The sequence below is a fragment of the Nitrosospira sp. Nsp2 genome (genome assembly GCF_003050965.1).
Classification (GTDB): domain Bacteria; phylum Pseudomonadota; class Gammaproteobacteria; order Burkholderiales; family Nitrosomonadaceae; genus Nitrosospira.
Map to the genome: position 1 here is coordinate 117,346 of NZ_QAOU01000003.1, position 16,860 is coordinate 134,205.

Genomic DNA, 16,860 nt, shown 5'->3' on the forward strand with positions numbered 1-16,860 from the left:
AAACGTAGCTGGCAGCATTTATTCTGATGACCATATGGATAGGTTGCATCCTGATTCACCCGCAAGGAACGTAGGTAAAAAAATGAAAAGATTCGAAGGTGCTGCGATGTTGTCTTCGCAAGATCGGTACCCGGATTCAACGGGTACCACAATGCTGGAAAACGGATTGGCTGCCGCGCGCGATGCTTTGCTTTCGTTACAAAATGAAGACGGGCATTGGTGTTTCCCGCTGGAGGCGGACTGCTCAATACCCGCCGAGTACGTGTTGATGATGCACTTCATGGATGACGTGGATGCGGACCTTGAGATCAGGCTCGCCCGGTTTATTCGTGAAAAGCAGGATCTTGAGCATGGCGGCTGGCCATTATACTACGGGGGCGCATTCGACCTGAGTTGTACTATAAAGGCGTATTACGCCCTCAAGATTGTCGGAGACTCGCCAGATGCGCCCCATATGCTGCGTGCTCGTGCAGCCATTATCCAACATGGAGGCGCAGCACGGGCGAACGTGTTTACCCGCATATTGCTTGCGATGTATGGTCAGATCCCGTGGCGCGGCGTTCCATTCGTGCCGGTGGAGATCATTTTGTTGCCTCGGTGGTTTCCATTTCACATCAGCAAGGTTGCGTACTGGTCTCGCGCCGTAATGGTACCGCTTTCCATCCTGTGCAGCTTGAAAGCGCGCGCGGTCAATCCGCGCCAGGTACATATTCAGGAACTGTTTACGACCCCACCCGAGGAAGAGCGGGACTATTTCCCGGTGCGCACTCGCCTGAATCGGCTGTTTTTGATCATCGAGCGTACCGCTTCATTATTTGAACCGCTCATCCCAAAGCCGCTGCGTCGTTACGCGCTACGCCGCGCGGAAAGCTGGACCATTGAGCGGCTGAACGGAGATTCCGGCCTGGGTGGAATCTTTCCCGCGATAGTCAACGCGGGGGAGGCGCTGGCATTGCTGGGCTATCCATATGAGCATCCATATCGGGAGCAATGCCGCGGCGCCCTGCGTAAACTGCTGGTGGACGAAGGCGAGCGTGTCTGGTGCCAGCCCTGTGCATCACCAGTGTGGGATACTGTCCTCGCGTGCCTCGCATTACAAGAAGGTATCAATGCGGATCAGAAGCCGATCCGAAAGGCGCTAGATTGGCTTATACCTAATCAGATACTTGATGCACCTGCGGACTGGCAGGTAGAGCATCCTGGACTTTTGGGAGGAGGTTGGGCATTTCAATACACCAATCCCCATTACCCCGATCTGGACGATACCGCGGCGGTAGCATGGTCTCTGCAGCAAGCGGATCCCGCAGCCTATAACCAAAGCATTGTCCGAGCTGCGGACTGGCTAGCCGGGATGCAGTCGCGTGATGGTGGTTTTGCCGCATTTGACTCCGACAATACTTATTACTACCTGAATGAAATTCCGTTTGCGGATCATGGTGCCCTGCTCGATCCGCCGACCAGCGACGTGACGGCAAGATGTACCGGTTTCCTGGCCTTGCATGGAGAGTCCCGGCACAAGGAGGCAGTACAGAGAGGCCTTGCCTATCTGTACGCGGAACAGGAACCCAACGGCGCATGGTTTGGGCGCTGGGGAAGCAACTATATTTACGGCACTTGGTCGGTGCTCGAAGCTTTCCGGTTGGTTGGTGTTGATACGGGTCATCTCGCCATTCGCCGCGCCGCACTTTGGCTTAAGTCGGTGCAACGGGATGATGGAGGCTGGGGCGAAAGCAACGATACATATTTCGAACCGCAGCAGGCAGGCCAGTTCAAGACGAGCACTTCATTTCAAACCGCGTGGGCGCTCCTGGGTCTGATGGCAGCAGGCGAAGCGAACTGTCAGGAAGTGAACCGGGGTATCGCATACTTGCTGAACACCCAGGACGCTGACGGACTGTGGCACGACCCGTGGTTTACCGCGCCAGGCTTCCCCCGCGTTTTTTACCTCAGATACTACGGGTATGCAAAATACTTCCCCTTGTGGGCTTTGACCAGATACCATGCGCTGACCCGGAAAGCATTTACGTGAGGGGCGTCGGCATTGTCACGGCAATGCGAGTCGAAGCTCGCTGCATTACCCGTCGCCGCCTGCCGTTCAATGCACCGATTGGCCTTGGGGAGAATGGAGCGATATGGCTTTCCGGAATGGGCGCAGACGCAGCGCGCAAGGCTGCGGAGGGATTGAGGACCTCCGGCGCCACTGCCTTGATGAGTTTTGGATTTGCAGGTGCCCTGGAGCCAGGCTTAAACCCAGGGGATTTAGTCTTACCGGAATTCATTCACGCTGGTCGTCTGCTGGAGGTTGACTTGAGTTGGCGTGAGAGCCTGCGGCAGCGGTTGCCTGGGCACCTGAGTATCACTGGGGGTATATTGGCTGCTAGCCCCAACGTACTGACATCGGGCACGGCAAAACGTGAATTGGCGAGAGCTACCGGGGCCTGCGCGGTGGACATGGAAAGCGGAGCGGTAGCGGAGGCTGCGGCTTATGCGGGGATCCCATTTCTGGCAATTCGGGCAATCTCCGATCCCGTGGAATTTTCCCCTCCGCCAGTTTTGCTTGGTGCGGTCCGCCCCGATGGCAGGGCTGATCTGGCGCGGCTGCTGCCATTGTTATTGGGTCGAGCGTTAACTGTTGGCATGCTGCTGCGTCTTGCGGCGGATTCTCGGGCCGCATGTACCACGTTGTCAAATGTCGCACGATTTGCCGGGATGCAAATGGGGATCGCTTCACAGCGCTCCTCCTCATCTCTTGCAAGCTTCTAAACGAGGGGCGCCGGCGTCGCACTTGGCCCGCTCAAGCACTCATCAGTCATTTTAACCATTGGGGTAAACAGGAGATTGGCGGCTTGCCACCATGGCCGCCAGTTATTGCTTCGTTTCATGTTTAGGTGCAGTCTCGGCTACAGCTTCCGCTCGACGTCTTTAGCCTCAGCATGAAATAAAATATAACATTACTTGAGCGTTGAGCATGTTAAAGGTTAAAATGTCGCCCTTTCGCATCAGGTGTAATGGAGAGTAGCATGGCAGTCACAACCGATCAAAAAGCACAGGTAGTACGCGACTACCAACGAGCCGCTGGAGATACGGGTTCTCCCGAAGTGCAAGTGGCGTTGTTGACCGTACGGATTAACGACCTGGCCACTCATTTCAAGGCCCACGTCAAGGATCACCATTCCCGCCGCGGGCTTTTGCGCATGGTGAGCCGTCGCCGCAAGCTGCTGGATTATCTGAAAAGCAGCAGCGCCGATAGTTATCGCACGTTAATAGAGCGTCTTGGCTTGCGCAAATAGCATATAGAGCCCTGATTGAGATAGTGGGACGTGAATGAGCATGTCAGGTTTCACTTGTACCGGCTGACCCGAAGCGGAACTGAAATGTTTTTATCGAAAAGGGTAGTTAATTGAAAATCAAGAAAAGTATAACGTATGGGTCTCATCAACTAACGCTCGAAACCGGAGAAATAGCAAGGCAAGCACACGGAGCAGTAATCGTATCCATGGACGATACTGTGGTTCTGGTTACCGTGGTGGGTGCAAAACATGCCAAGCACGGGCAAGACTTCTTCCCTCTAACTGTGGATTATCAGGAGCGCACCTACGCGGCCGGTAGAATACCGGGGAGTTTTTTCAAGCGCGAGGGCCGACCGTCCGAAAAGGAAATCCTCACTTCCCGTCTGATTGATCGTCCTATCCGGCCGCTGTTTCCGGATCATTTTTACAACGAAGTACAAATTGTGGCTACGGTCCTGTCATCCGATAACGAGGTGGATGCGGACGTACCTGCCATGCTAGGCGCCTCTGCGGCGCTCGTGCTATCCGGCATTCCCTTTAATGGTCCGATTGGCGCGGCCCGTGTTGGCTACATCGATGGTGAATATGTCCTGAACCCCACCACGACCGTATTGAAACAGACCCAATTGAATTTGGTAGTAGCAGGTACGCAGCAAGCAGTTCTAATGGTGGAATCCGAAGCCAACGAGCTAAGCGAAGACATCATGCTGGGCGCCATTCTTTATGGGCATCAGCAAATGCAGGTCGCGATTGATGCCATTAATGAGTTGGCTGATGAAGCCGGCGTCACCGCATGGGACTGGGTACCACCGTCGCGAGAAGCCACGCTGGCTGAAAAAATTGCAAGTCTGGCGGAAGCCGATCTACGGGCGGCATTCCAAATAAAGGAGAAACAGCTTCGATCGGAAACCATAGACAATATATGGACGAGAGTTTTCTCTGAGGTGGGCGTCGGTACAGAGGATGGGCCAGATGCGCAAGCGGTCAAGGAGGATTGTTTCGCTCTGGAATCCAAAATCGTGCGTTCTCAGATTCTCGATGGCGAACCACGTATAGACGGCCGCGACACGCGTACCGTACGTCCCATTACCATTCGCCACGGGCTATTACCGCGAACCCATGGCTCTACCCTCTTTACCCGTGGTGAAACCCAGGCACTCGTGGTGGCGACATTAGGTACTGGCCGCGACGAACAAAAAATCGACGCCCTGCAAGGCGACTATTCCGAGCGCTTCATGCTTCACTACAACATGCCGCCGTATGCTACGGGTGAGACAGGTCGTGTGGGCACGCCTAAGCGCCGGGAAATCGGCCATGGCCGACTTGCCAAGCGGGCTCTGGTTGCGGTATTGCCGTCTCCTGAAGAGTTTGGTTATTCGTTGCGGGTCGTGTCCGAGATTACCGAATCCAACGGTTCGAGTTCCATGGCCTCGGTCTGTGGCGGTTGCCTTGCATTGATGGACGCGGGTGTGCCATTAAAGGCGCATGTGGCGGGCATTGCCATGGGCCTGATCAAGGAAGGCAACAGATTTGCCGTTCTGACGGATATTCTCGGTGACGAAGATCACCTTGGCGATATGGATTTCAAGGTGGCCGGCACCGAAAAAGGTATTACAGCTCTACAAATGGATATCAAGATCCAGGGAATTACCAAGGATATCTTGCACGCTGCACTTATCCAGGCGCAGGAAGGGCGCATGCATATTCTTCGCATCATGAAAGAGGCCATGCCCGCAAAGCGCGAGGAAATTTCGGAACACGCGCCGCGTATCATTAAAATAAAGATCAATCCCGAGAAAATAAGGGATGTGATAGGAAAAGGCGGGGCGGTAATTCGGGCGCTGACTGAAGAGACCGGTACCACTATCGATATCACCGACGATGGCACCGTTATGATAGCCTGCATCAACGCCGAAGGTGGCGAGCTGGCGAGAAAGCGGATCGAAGATATCACCGCTGAGGTAGAGGTCGGGAAAATATACCAAGGGATCGTATTAAAGCTTCTCGATTTTGGCGCCATTGTCAGCGTGCTACCCGGCAAGGACGGATTGTTGCACATCTCCCAGATTGCCAATGAGCGAGTCAACAACGTTGCTGACCATCTCAAGGAAGGTCAGACGGTGCGCGTAAAAGTCCTGGAAGCTGACGATAAGGGTCGCTTACGTTTGAGTATGAAGGCAGTTTCGGCGGAGACGACAGACAGCACAGAGACTTAGCCGCAGATGATACGAACTCGAACAGAGGGCCTTGCAGCCAAGTAAATCCCTAAGACTTTGTCAGCCAAAAAAGCAAAAGCCCCAATGAAAGGCCGGGGCATATAAATGAAGGTGATCCGTCAGGATCACCTAAAAAAAGACAGTAGGTTATTTAGCGACCTGCTTTTCTCTTATCTCGTCGAGTGTCTTGCAATCTATGCAAAGGGTAGCTGTGGGACGGGCCTCCAGGCGTTTCAGGCCGATTTCGATGCCGCAACTTTCGCAATAGCCATAATCGCCAGTATCGATTTTTGCAATAGTCTCATCAATCTTCTTGATCAGCTTGCGCTCGCGGTCGCGGTTGCGTAATTCCAACGCCATATCCGACTCCTGGCTGGCGCGATCATTAGGATCCGCAAAAATGGTGGCCTCATCTTGCATGGTGTGCACCGTGCGATCTATGTCCTGGCCCAACTCGACTTTAATCCCTTCCAGTATATTGCGAAAATGCATGAGCTGCTTTGGGCTCATGTAATTTTCCCCTTTCTTCGGCTTATACGGGGCGGTTTGCTTATACAGTTCTTGCGGCATGTTTAGTATTCCTCTTCCAATTCCGTTACAGATGACGCTAAAAAAAACTGATTATACAGTAACTGATCTGTGGTTCTTTTTGACCCATTGATAAAAAGTGTGGGACATCATCATCCTTCTGCATTCAAAGGCCCTAAATAAAAATGCCGGCTTAACTCGGATGTTAGCTAACTCCATAAAGGCTGGGTTGATGTTGTGCTCATATATAAGAATTTCCAGAACTTCTGTCAACTCATTTGCATGCCATCCGGACAAGGCAGCACGAATTCTTGCAGAATTCTTACCGCTTGAATACCCCCTCAATAAAAATAAATGCCCGTCTTTATTAAATGATTTGAGTGCACCGATTTAGGCAATGTTGTTCCAGTTAACGAATGCCGTGGTCCGCTTTTCGACGTGCCATGAATCGTCCCGCCGTCACCAAATTGTGACATAATATTTTTTCCACAGTTGAGGAGAACGTACCGTGCGCCACCATAAATCTATGATCTCAATCGCGGTTGGGTCCGTCTTTGCCACCAGCCTGGGTGCGGCTTTCGTCGTCAATGCGGCTGATGATGCGGCAACCGCCAATAATCCGTTTGCCCTGCAGTCCTTAGACAAGGGCTATATGATAGCCTATGCTGATCGGGCCGATCCCGGCAAATACGGCATGGGCGCAAAAGGGGGCATGGGCGCAAAAGCGGGAGAGGGAAAATGCGGCATGTCGCTGGCGGACACAAACAAGGACGGAAAGGTCACTAAAGAGGAATTTCTGAAGCATCACGAGATCATCTTCGACCAGATTGATGCCAATCACGATGGTTCTGTCGACAAAACCGAAGCCGATAATTTCGGGGGGGGAAAGTCGAACCCCGGTTCACCCGCTCCGATGAAGAAGTAACTCGTGGCGCAATGGAGCCCCTAGGTGTCTCCAGCGTGGGGCTGGGTTTTCGGCAGGAATTGATTCCTGCGCTGAAGAGTCATGTCCCAGCCGTCATCGATTTTTTCGAGGTCGCCCCCGAAAACTGGATCGGTCTTGGCGGAAGGCATGGGCGTGATTTGCGCAGTTTCACTGAGAGCTATCCATTTGTTTGCCATGGTCTCTCCCTCTCGATTGGCGGCTCTGCGCCGCTGAACGTAACCCTGTTGCATTCGATTCGTCAGTTCCTGGATCAGCACGGAATTGTTTTATATACAGAACATCTCTCCTATTGTTCTGACGACAGCGGCTACCTGTACGATCTACTTCCAATACCGTTTACCGAAGAAGCCGTAAAATATGTTGCTGCGCGTGTACGTCAGGTTCAGGATATTCTGGAGCGCCGCATCGCGCTGGAAAATGCCTCGTACTACGTGCAGGCTCCTGTTGCGGATATGAGCGAAATGGATTTTGTTCGTGCGGTACTGACCGAAGCGGATTGTGACCTGCATCTCGACGTTAATAATGTCTACGTCAACAGTGTTAATCACGGCTACGATCCCGTCGAATTTATCCGAGCCATGCCGGCGGAGCGTATCGTTTATATGCATATCGCGGGCCACCATCATGAAGGCGAGAATTTGATCATTGATACCCACGGAGCGAACGTCATTGACTCCGTATGGACATTATTGGATCAAGCCTATGAAATCCATGGCATAAGGCCCACGTTGCTGGAGCGCGACTTCAATATTCCCCCTCTTGATGAGCTGGTGCGGGAAATCCAACGCATAGAGGTCACCCAAAGCCAACACGCCAATCAAGGCCATGTCGTCGCCTCTTCCTGAGTTTCAACGCTTCCAGTATGCATTCGCCGCCCATCTCCGCGATCCGTACTCCAGCCCCTGTCCCGTTGGCGTTGAGACGCATCGCATGGCGGTCTACACGAGACTTGTTTACAACAACCTCGAAAGTTTTCTTCTGCCATGCTTTCCGGTCCTCAGAGAGGTGCTGGGGACGCAGCAGTGGGCGCGACTCGTAAGAAGCTTTCTGGCCACCCATGGCAGCCGCTCGCCTTTCTTCCGTCAGATTCCGGATGAGTTTATCCAATTCCTTCAAACTGAGGAGGCCGTACCCGCTACTTACCCCCCGTTCTTGCTGGAACTCGCGCACTATGAGTGGATTGAACTGGTGCTTTCCATATCGAGCCGAGTCCCGGACTGGGAGGCGATTGAACCCGAAGGCGACTTGTTGCTCCATCGCCCCGTACTAAATCCGGTGCTTGCCAACCTGAGTTATCGCTGGCCGGTGCACCGTATCGGCCAAGGTGAAGTTCAACCCGCAACGACCCACTTGCTGGTATTTCGCGGCCCGTCCGACGAAGTGCAATTTACCGAGATAAACGCCTATACTGCGCGCCTGATTAACCTGCTTGAATCTGGCGAATACAGCGGTCAAGCAGCGCTTGAAATAGTCGCTGAAGAAAGCAACCATCCCATGCCGCAGCTAGTAATAAAGGGTGGACTGGACATTATGCATGACCTGCAGGCACGCGGCGCACTACTGGGGGTAATGAAGCCAGTGATTTCGCTCCTTGGGGCGCCCCCGGAAACCTGGGACAACCCCGATTAAGTAAAGCTGCCGGACAGGAGGACGGGGTGAAAACGTTTTGATGAACACCGATTTGCAGGACCTTGGAAAAATTTCCGAGCTAACACTGGCTCGGTACAACGAACGTGCGGACGCATTCTGGGCGGGCACGAAAGATCATGACGTCAGTCAGAATATCAAGACATTCCTGCAGCACATCAAGCCCGGCTCGCCCCGCACCATACTGGATTTAGGCTGCGGTCCGGGCCGTGACTTGAAAGCTTTTACAGAACTTGGCCATATCGCAGTGGGGTTGGAGGGTGCCATACGTTTTGTCGGGATGGCTCGCAGCTATAGCGGCTGCGAAGTATGGCATCAGGATTTTCTTCGGCTCTTTCTACCGCCCGAGTATTTCGACGGAATATTCGCCAATGCTTCCCTGTTTCATGTTCCCGGTCGCGAATTGCCACGTGTATTAAAGGAACTGTGGGTCACATTGAAGCCGGGGGGCGTGTTATTCAGCTCCAATCCCCGAGGGAGTAACGAGGAATATTGGAACCAGGGGCGTTACGGCATGTACCACGACATCGAGGGCTGGAGACGCTTCATGGGCGATGCAGGATTTGTCGAACTATCCCATTACTATCGGCCTGAGGGGCTTCCGCGCGAACGGCAGCCATGGCTTGCCAGCATATGGCGCAAAGCGGCTCTATAAAGCGGGGCAAGCACCGGTGCAAACAAATGTGACATGCCCTTGAAAAAAGACGTGGTAGTGATAGGCGCGGGCGCGGCGGGAATGATGTGCGCGATTGAAGCGGGAAAGCGGGGTCGCTCGGTGTTATTACTGGACCATGCGACCAGGCTTGCGGAAAAAATTCGTATCTCTGGTGGGGGTCGGTGTAATTTTACCAATCGCTATGCAGCACCAGGAAATTTTCTTTCACACAATCCGCATTTCTGCCGCTCGGCACTGGCACGCTTCACCCCCGAGCATTTTATTGCGCTCGTAGATAAGCATAACATTCGCTATCACGAAAAGAAGCTCGGGCAATTATTTTGCGACGACAGTTCCCAGCAAATCATTGAGTTGCTTCGGCATGAGTGCAACGAGGCGGGAGTGCAATGGCAAATGCCGTGTCGAGTTACGAATGTAACCCGACCCAGCGCTGGCACCCCCGGTTTCATGCTCGAAACAGACATTGGCGACTTGACGACCGATTCACTGGTGATCGCGACTGGCGGCCTTTCCATTCCCCAAATCGGCTCAAGTTCTTTTGGCTATCGCATCGCAGAGCAATTCGGGATCAACGTCATGCCGCTGCGGGCGGGCCTGGTGCCTCTGATTTTTTCGGGAGAACAGCTCACCCAGCTTTCAAACCTCGCTGGAATTGCCCTTGACGCCGAGATAAGTTGTAACGGCGGCCGTTTCCGGGAAAACTTGTTAATTACGCACCGCGGTATGAGCGGTCCGGCAATATTGCAGATTTCCAGCTACTGGCGGCAGGGACTCCCCATCCATATCAACTTGTTGCCCGATGTTGACGCAAAAACCTGGTTGTTCGACCACAGGCACTGCCCAGCGCTTTTATCCAACGTGTTAACGCAACATTTGCCTCGGCGTTTTGCCAAGGCCTGGATCGATGCATTTACCGGAGTACAGGACGAGCCGATTAATCGCTACGATGACAAGAGCTTGAAGCGGATCGCCGGGCAATTGCATGACTGGCAAGTCACTCCGGAAGGCACCGCAGGATATAGAAAGGCAGAAGTAACGCTTGGCGGGGTCGATACCCGTGAACTCTCATCCAGAACCATGGAGGCGATAAAAGTACTCGGGCTGTTCTTTATTGGTGAGGTGGTGGACGTAACCGGGCACCTGGGTGGATTCAATTTTCAGTGGGCCTGGGCATCGGGCCACGCTGCGGGCCAATTTGCATAGTTCAATTCCCAATCCCTGTCGACGCCATATAACGGGCGTTCAGCCGAATCGGGGTCGCCGGCAGCGTCTAAGTCAGAATGGCGGCGGACGTCACATGCAGGTGTGACTACTCGGGGCAGAACAACAGAATATTGTTCCGTTACAGCACATAGCGAGCCAGATCCTCGCTTTGAGATAAGCTGTCGAGGCGAGTATTTACATATTCAGCGTCGATGACCACCGTAGTACCGATGTGTTTTTCGGCATCAAAAGAAACTTCTTCCAAAAGCTTCTCCATCGCCGTGTACAAACGCCTCGCGCCAATATTCTCAGTTTTTTCGTTGACCGCAAAGGCAATCTCCGCTAAACGGCGTACCGCTCCAGGTGTAAATTCCAGCTTGGTTCCTTCCGTTTCCAGGAGTGCCTCATATTGGCGTGTGAGACAAGCGTCCGTATTGGTCAGGATTTGGACAAAATCGTCTGCGCTGAGGCTCGTGAGTTCGACACGAATGGGAAACCGACCCTGCAATTCGGGAATCAAATCGGAAGGCTTGGCGAGATGAAATGCTCCGCTGGCGATAAACAGGATGTGATCGGTCTTAATCATCCCATATTTGGTTGAAACTGTGGTGCCTTCCACGAGCGGAAGCAAGTCCCGCTGCACCCCTTGACGCGAAACATCCGCTCCGGAAGTTTCCGAGCGGCTGGTTATTTTGTCGATCTCATCAAGAAATACAATCCCATTCTGCTCAACATTTTGCACAGCGAGAAGCTTCAATTCTTCATCATTAACGAGTTTGGACGCTTCTTCATCGGTGATGAGTTTCATCGCCTCACGAATCCTCAGTTTCCGTGTCTTTTTTCTCTCCCCCCCCAGATTTTGGAACATGCCCTGGATTTGCGTGGTTAATTCTTCCATGCCGGGAGGAGCAAAAATTTCCATGTGAGTATGTGGTGAAGCCACCTCGATTTCTATTTCCTTATCGTTCAGCTCACCCTCCCGTAATTTCTTACGGAACTTCTGCCGGGTAGTGCTCTCCCCATCACTCACTTCGAGCGGGGCGCCCATCTCTCTCGCTGGCGGCAGTAGCACATCGAGAATGCGCTCTTCAGCGTGGTCTTCAGCACGAGCACGCAATTTTTGCGTTTCCCGCTCGCGCGATTGCTTTATTGCCGATTCGACGAGATCCCGTATGATAGAGTCCACATCCCGTCCGACGTATCCCACTTCGGTAAATTTGGTTGCTTCGACCTTGATGAAGGGCGCATCGGCGAGCTTGGCCAGACGCCGCGCGATTTCCGTCTTGCCGACCCCGGTAGGTCCGATCATTAAAATATTCTTGGGAGTAATTTCCTGCCTTAGCGGGTCCATAACCTGCTGTCTGCGCCAGCGATTCCGGAGCGCGATGGCTACGGAGCGCTTGGCTGCTTCTTGTCCAATGATATGCTTATCCAACTCGTGGACTATTTCCCGCGGGGTCAACTGAGACATGGCATTAAGGTCTTGTTAAATGGGAGCTGCTAAAAAACTGCAAGCGCGACGGCAGTAAGGACTGTATAACACGCGAGTCCGGCTTGACCACACCGTGCATGAGCGTGTTCTACTTTATTCTGGAGTGACGCCAGCTGGAATCACTCCAGAACCTCGATAACGAGGTTCTGATTGGTGTAGATGCACAAGTCGCCTGCGATCATCAGCGACTTCTGGACGACATCTAGCGCCGGCAGACTGGTGTTTTCCAGAAGTGCACGCGCTGCCGAATGAGCGTAGGAGCCACCACTGCCGATGGCCGCAAGGCCGAACTCTGGTTCAATCACATCACCCGACCCGGTAATTATCAGCGTAACACCCGGGTCGGCTACTACCAGCATCGCTTCCAGGCGACGCAGAATTCGGTCCGTTCGCCAATCCTTCGCCAGTTCTACCGCCGAGCGCATGAGATGTCCCTGATGTTTTTCGAGTTTGCCTTCAAAACGCTCAAACAAGGTAAAAGCGTCCGCGGTTCCACCAGCGAACCCGGCGAGAATTTTCTCGTGGTACAGCCTGCGTACCTTGCGAGCACTTGCCTTGGCTACCACGGCTCCCAGCGTTACCTGCCCGTCGCCGCCAAGTGCGACTTGACTTCCGCGTCGCACGGAAAGAATGGTTGTCATGATGTTGTGGCGTTGATTTTGCGCGTTACAATCGGAGCGGCGATTATAACGCTGAATTACCTGAAAACCTGCAAATTGTATGATCGGGCGGGCTTCTCTTCAGGCTGAGGCCGGCTCGTCGCTCAACTCTTCTCCTTTTTCCTGGCGCGCGGATGGGCTGCGTCATAGATCCGGGACAAATGCTGGAAATCAAGATGGGTGTAAACTTGAGTGGTACTGATACTGGCATGTCCAAGCATTTCCTGTACTGCCCGCAAATCGCCGCTCGATTGCAACAGGTGCGACGCGAACGAGTGCCGCAAAACATGAGGATGAACGTTAGTATTTATTCCCTGCCGCACAGCCTGATCTTTCAGCCGCTGAGCAATCGAGCGCCGGCTGATGTTTTTTCCGTATCGAGACAGGAACAACGCGGATGCGCCGGCCCTTATCAAGCCTTCGCGCTGCTGTAACCATTCCCGCACAGCCTGGAGAGCCTTGCTGCCGACTGGCACTATCCGGGTCTTTTTGCCTTTTCCGGTGACGCGCGCGGTACCGTCGGCTAAGCTCAAATCCTCGGGTTTCATGCTGGCAAGTTCAGCCAGCCGCAACCCCGAGGAATAGCACAGCTCGAACATTGCTTTGTCCCGCAGCGCCATGGAGTCATCGCCGTTAGAGAACTCGAGGAGTTTCGCGGCCTCGTCGGGCGAAAGGGTATGCGGCAGAGGTTTCGGCGACTTCGGCGCCCGGACGCCGGTGCACGGATTGGACCCAAAGCCGTGGTCGCGCGTCAGATACCTGTAAAAGCCCCGCCATGCCGATAGCATTCTGGCTAGGCTCCTGCCCGAAAACCCGTTCCCATGTAGTTGGGCTGCGAACCGGCGGATATGATGAATTTGGAGCTGATCGAGCGACGTGCTCTGCGAAAGTCTTACCAGCACAGCAATATCCCGTGCATAGCTATTACAGGTCAGCGGGGACAGGCGTCGTTCGGTTGCCAGATGGGAGAGATAGGCTGACGCAAGTTCCCGGCTGTTTTCGAGTGTCATACTGACTGGCTTCGGATTTCGTCGTCGTCGCCCTGGTGTCCTAACGAAGCGCTGACAAGTTCGCTCAGCCGCATTAGATAAACTGTTCCCATTTCAGGATAAAACCGCTGCGGATCTTCGCTTCCCATCACCAGCAGACCAATGGTCTGCTGCGTTCGCAGGGCCACCATGGCAAAAGAGCGCAGACGAGGGTTATCCTCACCAAACCAGGTACGAATCTCGTCCAAGATGTGGGAACCGCAATACGGATGCAGCAGGCTTTCTGCCAGGATATGAATATCGGTACTGGTGGGAGTGAGTTCCTGCAGAACGGGATCGTGGCTGGGCATGTTCCACAATCGCAGCACCGTGTGGGGCACGGCGAAACTCTCGCGCAAATTATAGTTTAAACCATGCAGCAGATCACTCAAGCGGTGGAATTTAAGCAGCGAAACTGCCAACCGGTGCATTTTCTCGGCGATAGCGTCATTCTCTTCGCCGAATCTGATCAATTCCGCCAACTTCTCCTGTAAAACGCCATTTTTTTCCCGAAGTGCGGCAATTTGCCGCTCGCTGATCGGAATGGCCCTGCCGCCGTGAGGATCAGGAAACTGAATCTCTGCCAACATTTCCGCAAAGTCCTCGAAGAACTCGGGATGAGTGCGCAGGTAGTGGGCTACATCTTCCGAACTGAGATTCATAGCATTGATATTAAGTATCCCGACGAAGTCCTGTGGTCTGGTTGCGGTGGAAATCCATGCAGCCACGGTTTTTGGCTTTTAAGACAAATCGGACTTAAGCCGCTAGCGGTAATGGTCGATTTTACCAGCAACTCAACCTGCGAGGATTTGTTCAAACCGTTCAAGCTTCTATAAATCAATCTCTCCGTCAAATACCGCTACTGCAGGGCCGCTCATCCAGACGGGACGATTTTCGCCTTCCCAGCATATGCCCAAATCGCCACTGCCAAAGCTGACTTTTACCGGTGACTCTAGCATCCCTCGCTGGATACCTGTCACTACTGCGGCACAGGCGCCGGTGCCACAGGAGAGTGTTTCGCCAGTGCCCCGCTCATATACCCGCAAGCGGATATGATGCCTGCCCAGTACCTGAAAATATCCTGCATTCACCCGTTGGGGAAAGCGGACATGACCCTCGATCAGTACGCCTTCGGTCAACACGGGAGCCTGATCGATGTCCGGCACCACCTGTACGGCGTGTGGGTTGCCCATGGATAAAGCGCTGATCTCCACCTGCCTGCCTTCGATATCCAGCGGGTAAGTCAGTGCCCGCTTTTCGGCAATGAACGGAATATCAGATGGTTCGAACTTCGGCGCCCCCATGTTTACCGTCACTTCGCCATTACGCTCCAGTTTGGGAATAATGAGCCCGGCAAGCGTTTCAACGCGGATTTCCCGTTTTGCTGTCATCGCATAATCGTGCACATAACGAACGAAGCAGCGCGCGCCATTTCCGCACTGCTCCACTTCTCCGCCATCCGCATTAAAAATACGATAACGAAAATCTGCGTCGCCCTCCGCGGTCTCTATCAAGAGGATTTGATCACAGCCAATACCAAAATGGCGGTCGGCCAGAAGGCGCAGTTGTTCCCGGCGGAGAGCAACCGCCTGATTCACGGCGTCGATGACAATGAAATCATTGCCCAGGCCATGCATTTTAGTGAACCTTAATTTCATAATGTACCAGCAGCAGGAGCGGCGCACACGGGTGGGGGCAGAACGCCTTGGAACAAGTCCGCAGTTCCCACGCCCCACATAGACGTTCCCCAGCCACCGGAACGGCCTCAATATTGTTATTCGTCTTCTTAATAACCGAGTAATTTGGTATTCTACAGGCCTTTTACGACTATAAGCGGGCTGGGCGACATGAGCGATTATCTTTTTACCTCCGAATCCGTATCCGAAGGTCATCCTGACAAAGTGGCCGATCAGATCTCCGACTCCATTCTGGATGCAATCCTGGCTCAGGATCCCAATGCCCGGGTCGCCTGCGAGACCCTATGCAGCACCGGCTTGATCGTGATGTCCGGGGAAATTACCACTGAGGCAAATGTCGACTATATGCAGGTCGCGCGGGCAGCCGTCAAGCGTATCGGATACGACAGTTCCGACATCGGTTTTGACTACCGAACCTGTGCAGTGCTGACTGCTTTCAATAAACAGTCCCCCGATATCGCCCAGGGAGTCAACCGTACGAAAGAAGAGGAAATGGACCAGGGAGCGGGCGACCAGGGGCTCATGTTCGGCTATGCCTGCGACGAAACCCCGCAATTGATGCCCATGCCAATTTATTATGCCCATCGCCTGATGGAGCGGCAGGCCGAACTGAGAAAGGATGGGCGCCTGCCATGGCTGCGCCCGGACGCGAAGTCGCAAGTATCGGTGCGCTACCGCAACGGCAAGGCTCAACGGATCGAAACCGTCGTGGTGTCGACCCAGCATCATCCGGACATTTCCCACGGTCAGATAAGCGAGGCGGTCATTGAGGAACTTATCAAACCGGTACTTCCAAAAAACTTACTGACCGCCGAAACGCGTTACCTCATCAATCCCACTGGCCGCTTTGTAGTGGGTGGTCCTATGGGCGACTGCGGTCTGACAGGCCGAAAGATCATCGTGGACAGCTATGGTGGTACCGCGCATCATGGCGGCGGCGCTTTTTCAGGCAAAGACCCATCCAAGGTTGATCGTTCTGCCGCTTATGCCGGGCGTTACGTGGCAAAAAATATCGTTGCTGCCGGTATTGCCAGCAAATGCGAAGTTCAGATGGCCTATGCCATTGGTGTTGCGCGTCCGGTTTCGTTGATGGTCGATACGTTTGGAACCGGAAAAATTCCGGACGACAAAATCGTCACGCTGATCGAGCAGCATTTTGATCTGCGTCCGCGCGGTATTATTCACAGCCTTGACTTGCTGCGCCCCATTTATCAAAAAACCGCCGCGTATGGGCATTTTGGCCGGGACGAGCCGGAATTTTCGTGGGAGGCAACGGATAAAGCTGCGCAATTGCGCGCCGATGCCGGAATAGAACCCGCGGAGGAGGCCGCAGACGCAATGACAAGTCTTCATGTATAGTTTTACCTCAGCTTTAATCCCTTCCCGCGCCGAGGAGCGCTGCAACGGGCACCGTCCCGCGAGGCTCGGCGGGGAAGGATCGCAACAACGGCGCTCGTTAATTTTCTGGAGAAAATTTT

The 16,860-nt window shown here is 53.7% G+C and carries 16 protein-coding genes and 1 riboswitch; of the genes, 10 read left to right on the forward strand and 6 right to left on the reverse strand.

Annotated elements, in window-relative coordinates; genetic code table 11:
* The first annotated feature begins 82 nt into the window (after positions 1-82).
* The 4 genes from shc (at position 83) to pnp (ending at position 5,506) form a co-directional block, all read left to right on the forward strand.
* Positions 83-2,029 carry a squalene--hopene cyclase gene (gene shc / locus C8R31_RS08195; protein WP_107693872.1) on the forward strand — a complete coding sequence of 649 codons (1,947 nt, stop codon included), beginning with the start codon at positions 83-85 and terminating at the stop codon, positions 2,027-2,029.
* On the forward strand, positions 2,026-2,763 hold the full coding sequence (locus tag C8R31_RS08200; RefSeq protein WP_107693597.1) for a phosphorylase: 738 nt from the start codon (positions 2,026-2,028) through the stop codon (positions 2,761-2,763). Before shc ends, C8R31_RS08200 begins: the two co-directional genes overlap by 4 nt.
* Before the next feature lie 257 nt (positions 2,764-3,020).
* Positions 3,021-3,290: a 30S ribosomal protein S15 gene (gene rpsO / locus C8R31_RS08205; protein ID WP_107693598.1), complete on the forward strand. Its 270-nt coding sequence runs from the start codon at positions 3,021-3,023 to the stop codon at positions 3,288-3,290.
* Between the two features lie 110 nt (positions 3,291-3,400).
* Positions 3,401-5,506 carry a polyribonucleotide nucleotidyltransferase gene (gene pnp / locus C8R31_RS08210; protein WP_107693599.1) on the forward strand — a complete coding sequence of 702 codons (2,106 nt, stop codon included), beginning with the start codon at positions 3,401-3,403 and terminating at the stop codon, positions 5,504-5,506.
* A 147-nt stretch (positions 5,507-5,653) separates the two neighbouring features.
* On the opposite strand, the gene dksA is transcribed toward pnp, so the two are convergent.
* Positions 5,654-6,076, reverse strand: coding sequence for an RNA polymerase-binding protein DksA (gene dksA / locus C8R31_RS08215; RefSeq protein WP_107693600.1), 423 nt, complete (start codon positions 6,074-6,076; stop codon positions 5,654-5,656).
* Between the two features lie 466 nt (positions 6,077-6,542).
* Between dksA and C8R31_RS08220 the strand changes: the two genes are divergently transcribed.
* Genes C8R31_RS08220 through C8R31_RS08240 form a run of 5 tightly spaced genes read left to right on the forward strand, consistent with a single transcriptional unit; the run spans position 6,543 to position 10,506 of the window.
* Positions 6,543-6,959, forward strand: coding sequence for an EF-hand domain-containing protein (locus tag C8R31_RS08220; protein WP_107693601.1), 417 nt, complete (start codon positions 6,543-6,545; stop codon positions 6,957-6,959).
* Positions 6,960-6,970: 11 nt separating this feature from the next.
* The gene (locus tag C8R31_RS08225; protein WP_107693602.1) at positions 6,971-7,825 is read left to right on the forward strand and encodes a DUF692 domain-containing protein; all 855 of its coding nucleotides are present in this window, start codon (positions 6,971-6,973) and stop codon (positions 7,823-7,825) included.
* Positions 7,806-8,609 carry a DUF2063 domain-containing protein gene (locus C8R31_RS08230; RefSeq protein WP_107693603.1) on the forward strand — a complete coding sequence of 268 codons (804 nt, stop codon included), beginning with the start codon at positions 7,806-7,808 and terminating at the stop codon, positions 8,607-8,609. Before C8R31_RS08225 ends, C8R31_RS08230 begins: the two co-directional genes overlap by 20 nt.
* 40 nt (positions 8,610-8,649) lie before the next feature.
* A complete protein-coding gene (locus C8R31_RS08235) occupies positions 8,650-9,282 on the forward strand; it encodes a bifunctional 2-polyprenyl-6-hydroxyphenol methylase/3-demethylubiquinol 3-O-methyltransferase UbiG (RefSeq protein ID WP_107693604.1) in 633 nt (210 codons plus the stop codon).
* 33 nt (positions 9,283-9,315) lie between these two features.
* Positions 9,316-10,506 carry an NAD(P)/FAD-dependent oxidoreductase gene (locus C8R31_RS08240; protein ID WP_107693605.1) on the forward strand — a complete coding sequence of 397 codons (1,191 nt, stop codon included), beginning with the start codon at positions 9,316-9,318 and terminating at the stop codon, positions 10,504-10,506.
* 139 nt (positions 10,507-10,645) lie between these two features.
* Here the strand turns inward: C8R31_RS08240 and hslU are convergent, their stop codons facing one another.
* From hslU to dapF, 5 genes are all read right to left on the reverse strand, one after another.
* Entirely contained in the window at positions 10,646-11,977 is a 1,332-nt protein-coding gene (gene hslU, locus C8R31_RS08245; RefSeq protein WP_107693606.1) for an ATP-dependent protease ATPase subunit HslU, read from the reverse strand.
* A gap of 140 nt (positions 11,978-12,117) precedes the next feature.
* The gene (hslV, locus tag C8R31_RS08250) at positions 12,118-12,639 is read right to left on the reverse strand and encodes an ATP-dependent protease subunit HslV (protein ID WP_107693607.1); all 522 of its coding nucleotides are present in this window, start codon (positions 12,637-12,639) and stop codon (positions 12,118-12,120) included.
* Between the two features lie 122 nt (positions 12,640-12,761).
* The gene (xerC, locus tag C8R31_RS08255) at positions 12,762-13,667 is read right to left on the reverse strand and encodes a tyrosine recombinase XerC (protein ID WP_107693608.1); all 906 of its coding nucleotides are present in this window, start codon (positions 13,665-13,667) and stop codon (positions 12,762-12,764) included.
* Complete coding sequence (locus tag C8R31_RS08260; RefSeq protein ID WP_258192635.1) at positions 13,664-14,413, reverse strand: DUF484 family protein; 750 nt, start codon at positions 14,411-14,413, stop codon at positions 13,664-13,666. Before C8R31_RS08260 ends, xerC begins: the two co-directional genes overlap by 4 nt.
* A gap of 102 nt (positions 14,414-14,515) precedes the next feature.
* Positions 14,516-15,343 carry a diaminopimelate epimerase gene (dapF, locus tag C8R31_RS08265; protein ID WP_107693609.1) on the reverse strand — a complete coding sequence of 276 codons (828 nt, stop codon included), beginning with the start codon at positions 15,341-15,343 and terminating at the stop codon, positions 14,516-14,518.
* 189 nt (positions 15,344-15,532) lie between these two features.
* On the opposite strand from dapF, the gene metK reads away from it, so the two are divergent.
* Entirely contained in the window at positions 15,533-16,741 is a 1,209-nt protein-coding gene (gene metK / locus C8R31_RS08270; RefSeq protein ID WP_107693610.1) for a methionine adenosyltransferase, read from the forward strand.
* A 25-nt stretch (positions 16,742-16,766) separates the two neighbouring features.
* Positions 16,767-16,844: riboswitch (S-adenosyl-L-homocysteine riboswitch) on the forward strand.
* Positions 16,845-16,860: the final 16 nt, after the last annotated feature.